Here is a 14605-nt window from a genome sequence, read left to right as displayed (position 1 = left end):
GACCAGAGGGGAAAGCACCCAGCGTGCGTCCCCTCCCCCGACACGGACATTGGCCATGGCTCACTTACAACAAACAGTCGCCCTCGCCCCCGCCAGCGAATCCCGCACACCGCGCATCGGCGGCCTCAGTCCACAGCGCGAACGGCGGGTCAAACAGTTGATCCTCGATCGCCTGGGTGAAAGCCTGGAGGTCACCGAACTGGCAGAGGCATGTTCGTTGTCACGCAGTCATTTTTCCCGAGCGTTCAAGTGCAGTACCGGGCTCTCGCCACAGGACTGGATCCGCACTCAGCGCATCGCCCGCGCCAAGCTGTTGATCCAGCACACCCACTTGAGCCTGACGCAGATCAGCCTGGAATGCGGTTTCTGTGATCAGGCGCACTTTTGCCACATCTTCACCCGTAGCGAAGGGATCAGCCCGTTTGCCTGGCGCTGTCGTGAAGTGCCGGATATGAAGCTCAAAAGATCGCAACCTTCGCCAGCGTCTGCCGGCATGCGCCTTGCAGTGTAGGCGCCGATCCTATCGCCCCTCCCTCACTTGTGCCTCAACCGCTGCGCCACTTGTGCCACCCGCTCACCCAGATGGGCCGCCGTGCGCCGGTCTTCGAGCGGCGGCGCCTGCTCGGACGTCTGTTCGACATTGGATTGGGACATCGCACCGAGCGAGCTGCCAAGACGGTTCAATTGCCCATCAAAGAACCCGGCCGCCGAGCGCGCCGGGAGCAAATCGAGCCCAACCCATATCATCGAATGTTGCGCGGCGAACACCGCCATTTGCAGCAACGTATTGAGCTTGTCGCCGCACAGACTGCCGGAATTGGTGAACCCTGCAGCGACCTTGTCGCGCCACGGTTTAGCCAGATAGAACGCCGCGCTGGCCTCCATGAATTGCTTGAAGCCCGCCGACGCGCTGCCCATGTAGGTCGGCGCGCCGAAGATGATCGCATCGGCGCGGTGCAACTCATCCCAATAGCGTTCGACTTCTTCTACCGCGACCAACCGACAGGTACTGCCCAGGTGCCGTTCGACGCCCTGCGCCACGGCTTCGGCTATGACGCGTGTGTGGCCATAACCGCTGTGATAGACCACCACCACGTTGCTCATTGCGCCGTCCTCCGGACGAGTGCATTCCATTGCAGCCATCAGGTCTGTGCCTGAGGTTGAACTTGTTTGATCGGAGTTTTGAGGCTGGAGCGGACGCAGACGAGTTAATCGTTGTTAATTGTCCGTGGCGCAGAGCGGTGATTTGGGCATTGCAGTGTGTAAAAACGGAAGTTACGCCATAGCGTTTCGAGTGGTGACGGCAATCTGCACGTTGCACTGGCGCCAGAACCTGAGGAATATGTCCGCAAACTGCGGATTAGAAGGCTTGCGTGCAACTGACGCCCTGATCCGCCCTGCCCTTCACGGAGGCTTCACAAGCCTGGGGCAGGATGACAAGAATTTCGCAGGAGTGAGCGGTTGAGTCTTTCCCCGAATCAGGCCATCGGTTTCGGCCCCTATCGGATTCATCCTGGACAACGGCTGGTGCTTGAGGGCGACCAGCCGTTGCGCCTGGGCCGACGCGCCATGGACATTCTGCTGATCCTGCTGGCACATGCCGGCGAAGTCGTGAGCAAGCAGCAATTGATCGCCGGGGTCTGGCCGGACAGCGTCGTGGAAGACATCAACCTGCGGGTACACATGGCGGCCCTGCGCAAAGCACTCGGCGATGGTCAGGCCGGACAGCGATACATCGTCACCGTGGCACAGCGCGGCTACAGTTTTGTCGCACCGCTCGTGCTGCAATTGATCGAACAACCCACCTGCGCCCAGACCGGCACGCGGCATAACCTGCCGCTGCGCCGCACGCGAATGATCGGCCGGCAGCCGCTGGTCGACAGCCTGATCAGGCAGTTGCCGCGCCAGCGCTGCATCACGCTGGTCGGCCCCGGCGGTATCGGTAAAACCACCGTGGCCCTGCGCGTTGCCGAACAGATGATCGGCCACTATCGGGACGGTATTCGGCTGCTGGATCTGTCGCCCATCAACGACGCGCGAATGATCTGCTCGCACCTGGCGGCCCTGCTTGATGTGCTACTGCATGACAACGAGCCGCTGACCAGTCTGGTCAACGCCCTGCGCGAGCGCCAGATGCTGCTGGTGATCGACAATTGCGAACACCTGATCGACGCCGTGGCGCTGATCGGCGAGAGCATTTTGCGCGGTGCGCCACAGGTCCACATTCTGGCCACCAGCCGCGAGAGCCTGCGTGCCGAAGGCGAGTATGTGCAGCGTCTTGAGTCCCTTGATTACCCGCCGCCGATTGCCGTGCTTGATCGCGTACAGGCGTTGAGTTTTTCTGCACTGCAACTGTTTGCCGAACGCGCACTGGCGGCTCATGAGGGCTTCGAACTCAGCGACGCCGAGTTGCCCGATGCCATTGAAATCTGCCGTCGTCTGGACGGCATTCCGCTGGCGCTGGAGCTGGCGGCGGCACAGGTCGCCGAACTGGGCCTCAATGGTTTGTTGAGCCAGTTGCAGGGCCGCTTGCCGGCATTGGCCGCCGGCAATCAAAGCAGTGTGGAGCGTCATCTCACTCTGCGTGCCACGCTGGACTGGAGCTTCAACCTGCTCACCGATTGCGAACAGACTTGCCTGCGCCGACTCGGCGTGTTTCGTGGCGGCTTCACGCTGGAGTCCGCCGCTGCCGTGATCGGTGGCCAGCACATCAAGCCCGGCGAAGTGTTTGGCTCGATCACGCAACTGGTCGCCAAGTCGTTGCTCAACGTCGAAGTCGGTGATGAAGAGGTGTTCTACCGGCTACTCGATACTACGCGCCGTTATGCCCTGGAAAAGCTCGACCAGTGCGCCGAACTCGCCGAAACCCGCGAACGCCACGCTGAACGCTGCCTGGCACTTATGTATCAGGGGCAGACCGATTGGGAAAACACCCCAACCGACCTGTGGATCGAGCGTTATGCACGCGGCCTGGAAGACTTGCGCGCGGCGCTGGACTGGAGCCTGAACGGTGTCGGCCCCAATGATGTAGGGATTTATCTGGCCGCGACCTCGGCGCCGCTGTGGCAAGAGCTGTCGCTACTCAAGGAATACGGTGGTTACGTGCGTCAGGCGCTGGCCCTGCTCGAAAACGCTGATGAGGCTTGCCCTCGGGTGAAAATCGCCTTGAAACTGGCGCTCGGCAGCGCCTGCTACCACACCTGGGGCGGCACCCCGGAAACCATCGCGGCCTTCGTCGACGCCCACGCGCTGGCGCAGGAACTTGACGATGTAGCCGGGCAACTGCGCGCGGTGTCCGGGCACATGGCGGTCAACCTCAGTTGTGGCCACTATCGACTGGCGCTGGAACAGAGCGAACAGTTCGATCGACTCGGCGTGCACGGCGATCCGCTACTGTCGCTGAGCACGCATCGCTTGCGAGTATTGGCGCTGCATTACGCCGGCGACCAGCCGCAGGCGCGCCTGCATGCAGAGCAAGTTATTCAGCGCATGGCGCAAAGCGGTAATCTCAACCGCTTCACCCATGGCTTCGGCGTGCAGTACGACCAAAGCGTCGCCTCATTGACGGTGCTCGCCCGGGTGTTATGGCTGCAAGGCTTCCCGGAACAAGCCTGGCGTACGGCACGGCAGGCACTGGACATCGCCGTGCAAATCAATCACGGCACCTCGATCTGCTACACCCTGGCGTTGGCCAGTTGCCTGATCGCTCATTACAACGGAGACCAGCAAAACGCCCGTGCTTTGCTGAATCTGTTGCTGGAGCAGGCACAGAAGCATTCGGTACTGCTGTTCTATCGATGGGCACGGCACTACGCGCAGGTCATCGACGCCGATACCGCCGCGCCGATGCCAACCGATGACAGCGGCCTGATCAGGGAAATCATGGTGACGCTGGACAGTGGCTTTGTTGATGATGCGTTGCTTGAACGGGCACAGAGCGGTGCAGCAGGCTGGAGCGCGGCAGAAATTTTGCGCGCTCGGGCGGATCGATTGTTGAATGAAGAATCGGGTTGCCCTAAAACCAACAACACTCAGCAAGCAGAAGATGTATTGCGCCAAGCGCTGTTGATCGCTCAAACCCAAGGCGCTCTGGCCTGGGAATTGCGCAGTGCCACATCGCTGGCCCAACTGTGGCAACGGCAGAACCGCTATCGCGAAGCGCTGGACCTGTTGAGTCCGATATACCAACGCTTCACCGAAGGCTACGCGACACCGGACTTGCGCAAGGTGCGCGTGTTACTCGACGAGTTGGGCGGTCAACTGCGAACCTGAAGCCAAACGACTGCGACTGACGTGGCGCGCATGCCGGCGCACGTAGTCGCTGGACTCACCACTGCGCTCCAGTTGCTCGCGGGCATAACGACGGGTCGTGTTGAGCATGCGATAGCGCACCCCGGCACTGCCCCGCTCCACCGTCAGCAAGGACTTCTGCGCCAACCGCTCAATTATCAAGGCCAGCGTCGACGGTGGTAATTGCGCACAACTGATCACCCCCATCGCGGCATCAATGGCAAACGCCATTTTGAACACTGACAGGCGTTGCAGCACCCGTTGTTCCTGATCGTTCAGGTGCTGATAACTCCAGTCCAGCGCAGCTTTCAAGGTTTGATGGCGGGGCACGGCCGTACGCCGGCCATGACTGAGCAATTGCAGACAATTGTCGAGCTGTGACTGCAACCCGACCATCGCCAACGCATCGATGTGCGCCGCCGCCAGTTCAATCGCCAACGGCAGCCCGTCGAGTCGTCGACAGATGTCACGCACGGCATGGAGATCCTGTTCGCGCAGGGTAAAACCCTGCTGCCGGGCACGGGCTCGACTGACAAACAACTGCACTGCCGAATAGCCCATGGTCTCCTCGACACTGCTCAACGCCGAGGATTTTGGAATGACCAGCGGCGGCAGGATCTGCACCGTCTCCAGACTGGCCTGCAATGCTTCACGACTGGTGGCGAGAATCGACAGCCTTGGCGCGGCCTCCAATAAACGTTCAACCAAAGCCTTGCAGGCTTCGCGCAGGTGCTCGCAGTTGTCCAGCACCAACAACGTGTGGCGGGCAGACAGCGTGACAAGATCGGTATCAAGGGTTTGCAACAGATGATCGAGCAGTGGCGTAGCGTCGTTGACTACCGCCAGATCCACCAGCCATACCCCGTCACGAAAGTGCTGTAACAGCAATTCCGCAGCGCGCAACGCCACCGTGGTTTTACCGACACCCGCAGGCCCCGTCACGGTCATCAACCGGCACAGCGGCAATTGCCGTACCATCGAGCCCACCACTGAGTCGCGACCGGTAACCGGCGTCAGCCGCACAGGCAAGTTGTGTTGCGGTGCCTGGAGGTTTTCCAGGGCCACTTGCGCGGTACTGTCGCCGTGCACCGGAGCAACGAAACAGTAGCCGCATTGCGGCACGTTGACGATGTAACGTTGGCCGTTTTCACCATCACCGAGGGCCCGTCGCAGGGCAGCGATGTGTACGCGAAGATTGATCTCCTCAACCACCGACGTGGGCCAGACCCGCGCAATCAACTCTTCCTTTCTGACTACTCGACCTGCGCGCTCGACCAACACCTGCAGAATGTCCAGCGCACGCCCGCCCATGCGCAGTGGCCGATCCCCTTCGAGGATCAGCCGTTGGCGCAGATGAAAGGCGTAGGGGCCGAAATGCAGCACGGTCGCCTGGTTCAAATCGTTGAGGCTGTTCATGCCAACTATCTTGGCAGCCTGCGATGACGGCACAACCTCCGTACAGGGCGCATCACGGACATCCGGGTGCGCGTAACGGACAGAACCGCTCTAGCTGAACTGTTCGCGGTACTGCACGGGGGTCAGGCCGAGTTTTTCAGCGAACAACAGGCGCATGTGCCGCACACTGCCAAAACCGCTCTTGTAGGCCACGGTTTTCAAAGGCAGATCACTGGTTTCCAGCAGACTTCGTGCGCAGTCGATGCGTGCACTTTGCAGGAACTCCATGGGTGTCATATTGATGTCGCGGGCAAAAATCCGCGCAAAGTGCCGCGCGCTCATGTTGGCCAACCCCGCCATGCGCTCGACGCTGAAAGCTTCGTCGAGGTGCTCCAGCACGTAATTCTGTACTCGGGTGACCGGTGTTTCCAGAGGGGCGACCGCTGCCATCAAAGGGCTGAACTGAGCCTGTCCGCCCTGACGCTTCATCACCACCAGCAACACTTTGGCGACGTCCTGGGCCAGCTTCTTGCCGTGATCCTGGGCGACCAATGCCAGCGCCATGTCGATGCCGGCCGTGACCCCGCCTGAGGTGATGAGATTGCGATCCTCGATGAAAATCTGATCGGTTGCGACGCTAGCCTTCGGAAAAGCCTTGATCAAGCGTTCGGTGTAGTTCCAGTGGGTAGTCACCCGATAGCCGTCGATCAACCCCGCATGTCCGAGCACGAAGGCGCCAGTGCAGATCGAACCGTATCGCTCGGCACAGGGTACGGCTGCTTTCAGCCAGGCAAGCAGCGCCGGGTGTCTTTCGTTGTAAGCCCCCGGCCCTCCCGGCACCAGCAGCAAGTCGTAGCGCTCAGGGGCATCTTCTATATGCCGGTCGGTGTGTACCAGCACACCATTGGATGCCCGTAACGGGCCGCGCTCGGTGCCAAGGGTGGTCAGTTGATAGTGCAACTCCGGTTTCAAATAGCGATTGGCCACCGAAAACACCTCCAGCGGCCCAGCCATATCGAGCAGAAGAAAGTCGGGGAACAACACCATTGCCACGGTTTTCATGAGGTAAACATCACTGATAAAGAAGGGTAAACGGACAAGACAGGCTGAGCATTATGGCCAACTGCGGCGCAGTCGTCGGAAAAAAATACGTGATCGACCGCACACAACTGTCAACCAAAACAGGACAGTATTTCAATTTTCATCTACTTATTGCCTTGAAGAGTAAACAGTAACCTTCTCCTCACTCGGACGAATTCACGTCCCCCAAGGAGATTTCATCATGCTGACTCTTCGCAAAGCCTCCGATCGTGGCCTCGCCAATCATGGCTGGTTGAAGTCGTTCCACACCTTTTCCTTTGCCAGCTACCGCGATCCGCGTGAACAGGGTTTTTCCGACCTGCTGATGATCAACGATGACCGCGTTGCCGCCGGCAAGGGTTTCGGCCAACACCCGCATCGCGACATGGAGATCTTTTCCTACGTGCTTGAAGGTGCGCTGGAACATAAAGACACCCTGGGTACAGGCTCGGTAATCCGCCCAGGCGACGTACAACTGATGAGCGCCGGCAGCGGCGTGGCGCACAGTGAGTTCAACCATTCGGCCACCAAGCCTGTGCACTTCCTGCAAATATGGATTGTGCCGGACGTCGGCGGCGCCAAACCGCGCTACCAGCAGGAGCACTTCAGCACGCAGAAAAAACGCGGTCGTCTGCAACTGATCATCTCGCCGGACGGTAGCGATGGTTCGCTGACAGTGCGCCAGGATGCGCGGGTCTATGCCGGACTGTTCGACGGCAAAGAGAGTGCCACCCTGAAGCTGCAAGCCAACCGTTACGCCTACGTGCATGTGGCACGCGGTAGCGTTGAACTCAATGGCCAGTTGTTGCAGGAAGGTGACGGCGTGCGGGTTCGCGAGGAACAGGCGCTGACCTTGAGCAACGGCGTGGATGCCGAGGTATTGGTGTTTGATCTGCGGCCTCAGGAATTGCCGCAAATGCCATGAGGCAGGGTTTCAACGCCCACAAGAACGGCCTTCATTTGAAGGCCGTTTTTTATTGTGGCGTGATCGGTAATGGCGACACGGCAGGTTTAGGCGGATGGGTGTCCTTGCCTGCTTGAACCTTCGACAAAGTCGTTTGAATCGCTACATAGACGTTGGCTTGATTGGCGTAGTAAGTCGCCACGACTATGCCGACGATCCCGAGAAAATACACAGCGGTTGAAGCCCAATAATTCGCCTTGATCGTAGAGGCCTGTCGGACTGCCTCTTTTGACTCTAGAGCGATCTGCTGCACATTTGCAGAAATGGAGTTGTAGCGGTCGAGCAGCGCCTTGTCTCGCTCGAGCTGAACATCCAGAAACCCCTCGATTTTCGCTGACACAGATTCGACCCGAGCATCCATCCTTGCCTCAATGGTCTCGATCCTGGCGTTGAATTCTTCACGACTGATAGCGTTCATGGCTTGAATGTTATGCCCTTTGCTCAATGTGATGGTGCTTTGATATTGCTCAAATTCCCTGGCGTTCAATCCGATTCCCTTCCTTGGGTTACCGATACCTTCCCTGGCGCATCACCCACAAGCGAATTTTCTGTTGCTGCGAGTCACATCAACAATAGGGTCGGTCTCCCAAGCCCACAAGCCGGCAGATTCTGCTGTGGATGTAGGGCGTTTCGTCAGACGACGTAGCTTCTCCAAAGCGCTTTAAGCCGTCACTCATTCTCCAGCGCAAATGCCTCGACAATCTGTTCAATCACTGCCCGAACCCGCGCGGTATGGCGCAAGTCCGCGTGGGTCACCAGCCACACCTCATACGGTTGCGGGCGATTGCGCTCCGGCCAGAGCCTGACCAGGCCGTCACGCTCGCCCATATACACCGGGATTTCTCCTACACCCAGACCCGCCGCAATCGAGCGGCGCACCAACAGACTGGAACTCAGGCTGGCGACAATCCGCCCGCGATGCAGCGGTTCGGAAACCAGCGTCATGTCTTTGTTCGTCTGCAAATACGGCTGGTAGACCACCAGGTCATGGCCTTCGAACGCCGTGCCCTGCGGTGGAGCGCCCTTGGCGTCGATATACGCCTGTGACGCGAACAATCCCACCGGCCAGCGGGCAATCCGCCGGGCGATGAGGTCCGGATTGTCAGGCCGGGTGTTGCGCACGGCGATATCCGCCTCGCGCTTGGCCAGGCTGAGGATCTGCGTGGAGGCATCCAGTTGCACGCGCACGTCCGGGTGTTGCTCGTGCAGACGGGCGATGGCCGGGATCAGGAAGTCGATGGCCAGCGAATCGGTGGTGCTGACGCGCACGATACCGGTCAGGCGATCATCCAGCCCCTGAATCTGCCGCTCCAGCTCCAGCGCCGAGTGCTCCATTTTCTCAACGCTTTTGAACGCCGCTTCGCCGACCGCCGTCAGCGCATAACCGTCGGACGTGCGCAGGAACAACGTCGCGCTCAGGGACTTCTCCAGCGCCGTGATCCGTCGCCCGACGGTGGCCTGATCCACGCCCAGTAACCGCGCCGCGCCGCGTAATGTCGACTCCCGACATACCGCGAGAAAAACCCGTGCATCATCCCAATTCATCCTGTCCCCACTCAATGCAAATCTGCATCACTAGAAAGCTAAATCGCTGCATTAACGCAGCAAAGATAGCCGATATGCTGAGCGCCATAAACCTTCCTCAGGATTGCTGTCATGCGTACATCAACCTCAGCGTTACCGATCTTCGCGGGACTCTGCGCCAGCCTGGTCAGCATCGGCCTGGCGCGTTTTGCCTACACACCGCTGATTCCCTCGCTGATTCAGGCGCAGTGGTTTTCCGCCAACGATGTGGTCTACCTCGGCGCGGCCAATCTGGTCGGCTATCTGATCGGCGCCCTGCTCGGCCGGCCTATAGCGCGGCAACTCGGTAATAAAAACGCCCTGCGACTGATGATGCTGCTGGTCACCGCCGCGTTTTTTGCCTGTGCGTTTCCGATATCAGTCAGTTGGTTCTTTGGCTGGCGTTTGCTCTCGGGGATTACGGGTGGCGCGATCATGGTGCTGGTGGCGGCGACCGTACTGCCTCATGTGCCAGCGTCCCGCAAAGGGCTGGCCAGTGGAGCGATTTTTCTAGGCATCGGTCTGGGGATTGCCGGTTCCGGGACAATCGTGCCGCCGCTGTTGAGCCTTGGCCTGCAAGCCACCTGGTTGGGGCTGGGCGGATTGTCGTTGTTGCTGACGGCACTGAGCTGGTTTGGCTGGCCCTCTGATCTACCGCACCCGACTGCGACCCACGAGGTTGCGGCCGTTGAGCCAACGCCGCCCGCTGTCTATCTGCTGTTCGCCCAGTACGCGTTTATGGCCGCAGGTTTGGTGCCGGCCATGGTGTTCCTGGTGGATTACGTGGCTCGCGGGCTCGGTGCCGGGGCGCATATTGGCGCATTGGTGTGGGTCATGTATGGCCTGGGTGCAATCGTCGGGCCGGTGAGTTATGGCTTTCTGGCGGATCGGCTTGGCGCACGGATGGGCATCCGACTGGTATTGGTGGTGCAGGCGATTGCGCTGGGGCTGTTGGCGATTTCCCAATCCTTTATGGCGCTGGCCGTGCTGGCAGTGATTATCGGTTCATTCCCACCCGGCATCGTGCCACTGGCCCTGGCTCGCGTGCATGAGTTGGTGCCGAATCATCATCGCCAACAAATCGCCTGGAGCCGCGCCACCGTATCGTTTGCCACGTTTCAGGCGCTGGCCGGGTTTGCCTATTCGGCGTTGTTCAATGCCACGGGTGGCCATCATGCATTGCTGTTCGTGATCGCTGCCGGCGCGATTGCAGTGGCGCTTTTGCTGGAGCAGGCCCTGAAATGGCTGCCCTCTTCGACTGAACAACGCTGCTGCGCAAATTGAAGGGAATCATTGCCTGCGGGCCGTGCTCCGACCTACAGAACCTCTAGCAACAGGAATCGACATGTCCATACCCAACGAAATGACCCGAATCGAAATCACTGAACCCGGCGGCCCTGATGTCCTGCAAGCCAAACGCGTGCCGCTACCAGTGGCCGCAGCAGGTGAAGTGCTGATCCGTGTGCATGCCGCCGGAATCAACCGCCCGGACGCCTTGCAGCGTGCCGGCAAATATCCGATGAAGCCCGGCATGAACCCGATTCCCGGCCTGGAAGTCGCGGGTGAAGTGGTGGCGCTCGGCGCCGGAGTCAGCCAGTTTGCCGTGGGCGACAAGGTTTGTGCGCTGACCAATGGCGGAGGGTATGCCGAATATTGCACAGTCCCGGCGGGCCAGACGTTGCCAATTCCCGATGGCCTCGACTGGGTGCAGGCCGCCGCGATCCCGGAAACCTTCTTTACCGTATGGGCCAATCTGTTCAGCCTCGGCGGCGCCAGCCGGGGGCAACGTGTATTGATTCACGGCGGCACCAGCGGCATCGGTACCACCGCTCTGATGCTCTGCCGCGAATTCGGCATCGAAGCCTTCGCCACCGCCGGCAGCCCTGAAAAATGTGCGGCGATTCGTGAACTGGGTGGCGAGGCGATCAACTATCGCGATCAAAATTTTACTGAAGTCGTCGCCGAAAAAACCGCTGGCCAGGGTGTGAATGTGATTCTCGACATCATGGGCGGCTCGTACTTCAACGGTAACGTTAGCGCCCTGGCGATGGACGGGCGGTTGGTAATGCTCGGTTTTCTGGGCGGCGCCAAGGCCAACGACGTGGACCTGCTGGCAATCCTCGGCAAACGCGCGGTGGTCACCGGGTCGCTGCTGCGCGCACGAACCACTGCGGAGAAATCCGCCATCGCCGACGCATTGCGCGAGCACGTTTGGCCAGCACTGAACGCCGGACGCTGCCTGCCGATGATCGACAAGGTTTACTCACTCTCCGACGCGGCGCAGGCCCATGCGCACATGGAAGCCGGCGACCATATCGGCAAGATTGTGCTGCGGGTCGACTGAGCCGTTGCAGCATTTTGTAATCGTTGCGCATGCACGGTGGTCGAAAATATCGCGCGCAGACCGAGGCATCTGGTAAAAAGCGTTCTTTGTCTGCGCCGTGGTGAAACGTTTAATGTTCCTTTCCTTCATGACTCGTCTGCGCCGTCGCCGCTTGGCGTTTGCCTGCATGGCCGCCTTGATTATCGGCGTGCCGACGAGTTGTGCCGTGCTGGAACATACCGAACGCAAACTGCTGTTTCGCATCGAACCGGGCACGGCCGGCTGGTATCGCGGCCTGCCCGGCAGCGTGCAGGAACTCGATCTGCAACCGAAGAGTTTCAAGGCCGGGCAAAACATTCATGCCTGGTGGTGGCCGGCGGAAAAAGCCAACGCACCGGCGATTCTCTATCTGCACGGCGTGCGCTGGAACCTCACCGGGCAGTTGTTCCGCATCGAGCAATTGCGCGCGGCGGGCTACTCGGTACTGGCCATCGATTACCGGGGGTTCGGCAAGAGCAAGGGTGATCTGCCATCGGAAAGTAGCGTTTACGAAGATGCCCGGGTGGCCTGGGAGCGTTTCAAACTGCTGCAACCGGATCCGCAAAAACGCCTGATTTACGGTCATTCCCTCGGGGGCGCTGTGGCGATCGATCTGGCGGCCGAACTCGGTCAGGACGCCACCCGCAGTCACTCGCCGCTACCGGTGCGCGGTCTGGTGATCGAGTCGACGTTCACGTCGCTGGCGGATGTCGCTGCCGCCGTGGCCAACACCTCGCTACCGGTGCGCTGGCTGCTGTCGCAGAAATTCGATTCCGTCGACAAGATCGCCGATATTCATATGCCGCTGTTGGTGGTGCATGGTCTGGCAGATGCTTTTGTGCCGTCGCGCTTCAGTGAGCAACTGTTCAACGCCGCGCAACAACCCAAGCGCCTGCTGCTGGTACCGGGCGCCACGCACAACAACAGCATGGCGCTGGGCGGACAGAATTATCGCAAGGCAATCGATGCGTTGATGCAGACCAAACCTGCTCCGCGGATTGCCGGGCCAGCGGCGCTGCGCAGCGCACGGGACTCCTAGCGATAGCCGCGGGCCTGCAAATCGAACAGTTGGGCGTAATGCCCTGCAACGGCGATCAGATCTTCGTGGCTGCCCTGCTCGAGTATCCGGCCCTGCTCCAAGACGATGATGTGATCAGCATTGCGCACACTGGAAAAACGGTGCGAGATCAGCAAGGTCATCCGGCCATCCGTGTGTTGGCTGAAATGCTCGAACACTGCCGCCTCTGCCGCCGGGTCAAGGGCTGACGTCGGTTCGTCGAGGATCAGGACGTCGGCATCACGCCGCATATAGGCCCGGGACAAGGCAATTTTCTGCCATTGCCCGCCAGACAACTCCTGACCACCGGCAAACCAACGCCCCAGTTGTGTCGCATAACCACGGTCAAGGGCTTCGATAAAGGGCGCTGCCATGCCTTCAGCTGCGGCCTCTTTCCAGCGCTGTTGATCGTTGAACGCAAGCGTGTCGCCGACGCCGATGTTTTCTCCAACGCTGAACTGGTAGCGGATGTAATCCTGGAAAATCACGCCAATGCGCTGCCGTAATGTGGTTTCCTCCCAATCCTGCAAATCGCTGCCATCAAGCAGAATCCGCCCTTGATCGGGACGGTAGAGCCGGGTCAGCAACTTGATCAGTGTGGTCTTGCCTGAACCGTTTTCCCCGACCAGCGCCATGCTCTTGCCCGGCACCAGATGCAAGTCAATGCCTTCCAGTGCCGCACGACTTGCACCGGGGTAACGGAAACCGACGTTTTCGAAGCGCAACCCATCGCCCGGTCGTGCGCCGGCAGTCAGGTGACCGCTGTCGGCGAGAACCGGCTCGGCCAGGTATTCATAAAGACTCGTGAGGTACAGGCCATCTTCGTACAAACCACTGATTGCGCTCAGACTGCTACTGACTGCACTTTGCCCCTGTTTGAACAGCACCAGGTACATGGTCATCTGGCCCAGGCTGATATTGCCATGCACCGCATCGATCACCACCCAGGCGTACGCCACGTAAAACGCCGCCGTGCCCAGCAAGCCGAGACCGAACCCCCAACTATCGCGACGTAACGTCAGTCGCCGGTCTTCGGCATAGAGTTTGGCGAAGGTGTCGCGATAGCGTTGCAACAGCAGCGGAGCGAAACCGAAGAGCTTGACCTCTTTGATATAGGCCTCGTGGGACAGCAGGGTTTCGATGTAACTCTGCTGGCGACTCTCCGGCGCGCGACGGGTGAACAGCCGAAAAGCATCACCGGAAAAATGCGCCTCGGCGAAGAACACCGGCAACGCACCGATCACCAGCAGCACCAATGCCCACGGGGAAAAATGCACCAGCAGCACACCGAAGCTGATCAGCATGATCAGGTTCTGGATCAGCCCCAGCGACTTCATGACCAACGCCAGTGGCCGTGTCGAGGCTTCGCGGCGCACACGCACCAGTTTGTCATAGAACTCAGAGTTCTCGAACTGCACCAATGACAGAGTCTGAGCTTTCTCCAGAATCAACGTGTTGACCTTCTGCCCCAACTGCACCCGCAACAACGACTGCTGCACCGACAACGCCCGTTGTGTAGCGGACAGCAACGCCAGCACACCCGCCTCCAGCAGCACATAACGCAACACCGGCCATAACGGCGCATCCCCCTGCTGCGCGTGCAACTGCATGGCTGCGACCACTGCATCGACAATCCGCTGCCCCAACCATGCCGCGAGTGCCGGCAGAACACCTGCAATCAATGTCGCCAGCACCAAGCCCAGAAACAAACCGCGCGACGTCCCCCAAACCAATCGCAAGGCGCGTTGCGCTTGGTCGAGCAACGAAGTGACGCGGGAAAATGCAGGCATAGGACAATGAGCTCGGCAGGTGAATAGAGCGCGACATGGTACTCCGCTGCTCCTGCTACGACTTATTCAAGGTATTAAAAAGCCCAACCTGAAAAGGTTGGGCT

Annotated in this window: 12 protein-coding genes; 6 read left to right on the top strand and 6 right to left on the bottom strand. The window is 59.8% G+C overall.

Features of this window, described 5'->3' with window-relative positions; genetic code table 11:
* Nucleotides 1-55: 55 nt before the first annotated feature.
* Nucleotides 56-511, top strand: coding sequence for a helix-turn-helix domain-containing protein (locus ACA043_RS10935; RefSeq protein WP_187676982.1), 456 nt, complete (start codon nucleotides 56-58; stop codon nucleotides 509-511).
* Nucleotides 512-534: 23 nt separating this feature from the next.
* On the opposite strand, the gene ACA043_RS10930 is transcribed toward ACA043_RS10935, so the two are convergent.
* Nucleotides 535-1104: a flavodoxin family protein gene (locus tag ACA043_RS10930; RefSeq protein WP_497659637.1), complete on the bottom strand. Its 570-nt coding sequence runs from the start codon at nucleotides 1102-1104 to the stop codon at nucleotides 535-537.
* Between the two features lie 357 nt (nucleotides 1105-1461).
* Here ACA043_RS10930 and ACA043_RS10925 point away from each other — a divergent pair, with 357 nt between their 5' ends.
* Complete coding sequence (locus ACA043_RS10925) at nucleotides 1462-4272, top strand: ATP-binding protein (protein ID WP_497659198.1); 2811 nt, start codon at nucleotides 1462-1464, stop codon at nucleotides 4270-4272.
* On the opposite strand, the gene ACA043_RS10920 is transcribed toward ACA043_RS10925, so the two are convergent.
* Nucleotides 4237-5706 carry an ATP-binding protein gene (locus tag ACA043_RS10920; protein WP_497659197.1) on the bottom strand — a complete coding sequence of 490 codons (1470 nt, stop codon included), beginning with the start codon at nucleotides 5704-5706 and terminating at the stop codon, nucleotides 4237-4239. The genes ACA043_RS10925 and ACA043_RS10920 overlap by 36 nt on opposite strands.
* A 90-nt stretch (nucleotides 5707-5796) precedes the next feature.
* A complete protein-coding gene (locus tag ACA043_RS10915) occupies nucleotides 5797-6747 on the bottom strand; it encodes a GlxA family transcriptional regulator (protein ID WP_497659196.1) in 951 nt (316 codons plus the stop codon).
* Nucleotides 6748-6967: 220 nt separating this feature from the next.
* Between ACA043_RS10915 and ACA043_RS10910 the strand changes: the two genes are divergently transcribed.
* Nucleotides 6968-7690 (top strand): pirin family protein, encoded by a 723-nt coding sequence (locus tag ACA043_RS10910; protein ID WP_497659195.1) that lies wholly within the window; start codon nucleotides 6968-6970, stop codon nucleotides 7688-7690.
* A 49-nt stretch (nucleotides 7691-7739) separates the two neighbouring features.
* On the opposite strand, the gene ACA043_RS10905 is transcribed toward ACA043_RS10910, so the two are convergent.
* Nucleotides 7740-8216 carry a hypothetical protein gene (locus ACA043_RS10905; RefSeq protein ID WP_497659194.1) on the bottom strand — a complete coding sequence of 159 codons (477 nt, stop codon included), beginning with the start codon at nucleotides 8214-8216 and terminating at the stop codon, nucleotides 7740-7742.
* Between the two features lie 182 nt (nucleotides 8217-8398).
* Nucleotides 8399-9274 (bottom strand): LysR family transcriptional regulator, encoded by an 876-nt coding sequence (locus ACA043_RS10900; RefSeq protein ID WP_401265837.1) that lies wholly within the window; start codon nucleotides 9272-9274, stop codon nucleotides 8399-8401.
* 111 nt (nucleotides 9275-9385) lie between these two features.
* Between ACA043_RS10900 and ACA043_RS10895 the strand changes: the two genes are divergently transcribed.
* The 3 genes from ACA043_RS10895 to ACA043_RS10885 all read left to right on the top strand — a co-directional run bounded on the left by ACA043_RS10895 (nucleotide 9386) and on the right by ACA043_RS10885 (nucleotide 12693).
* On the top strand, nucleotides 9386-10576 hold the full coding sequence (locus tag ACA043_RS10895; RefSeq protein ID WP_497659193.1) for a YbfB/YjiJ family MFS transporter: 1191 nt from the start codon (nucleotides 9386-9388) through the stop codon (nucleotides 10574-10576).
* 61 nt (nucleotides 10577-10637) lie between these two features.
* On the top strand, nucleotides 10638-11636 hold the full coding sequence (locus tag ACA043_RS10890) for an NAD(P)H-quinone oxidoreductase (RefSeq protein ID WP_497659192.1): 999 nt from the start codon (nucleotides 10638-10640) through the stop codon (nucleotides 11634-11636).
* 112 nt (nucleotides 11637-11748) lie between these two features.
* Nucleotides 11749-12693, top strand: a complete 945-nt coding sequence (locus ACA043_RS10885) for an alpha/beta hydrolase (protein WP_497659191.1) — start codon at nucleotides 11749-11751, stop codon at nucleotides 12691-12693.
* Here ACA043_RS10885 and ACA043_RS10880 read toward each other — a convergent pair.
* Nucleotides 12690-14501 carry an ABC transporter ATP-binding protein gene (locus tag ACA043_RS10880; RefSeq protein WP_489880842.1) on the bottom strand — a complete coding sequence of 604 codons (1812 nt, stop codon included), beginning with the start codon at nucleotides 14499-14501 and terminating at the stop codon, nucleotides 12690-12692. The genes ACA043_RS10885 and ACA043_RS10880 overlap by 4 nt on opposite strands.
* Between the last annotated feature and the right edge of the window lie 104 nt (nucleotides 14502-14605).

The organism is Pseudomonas sp. LBUM1648 (assembly GCF_059716145.1).
This window is presented reverse-complemented; position numbering and strand designations above follow the sequence as displayed.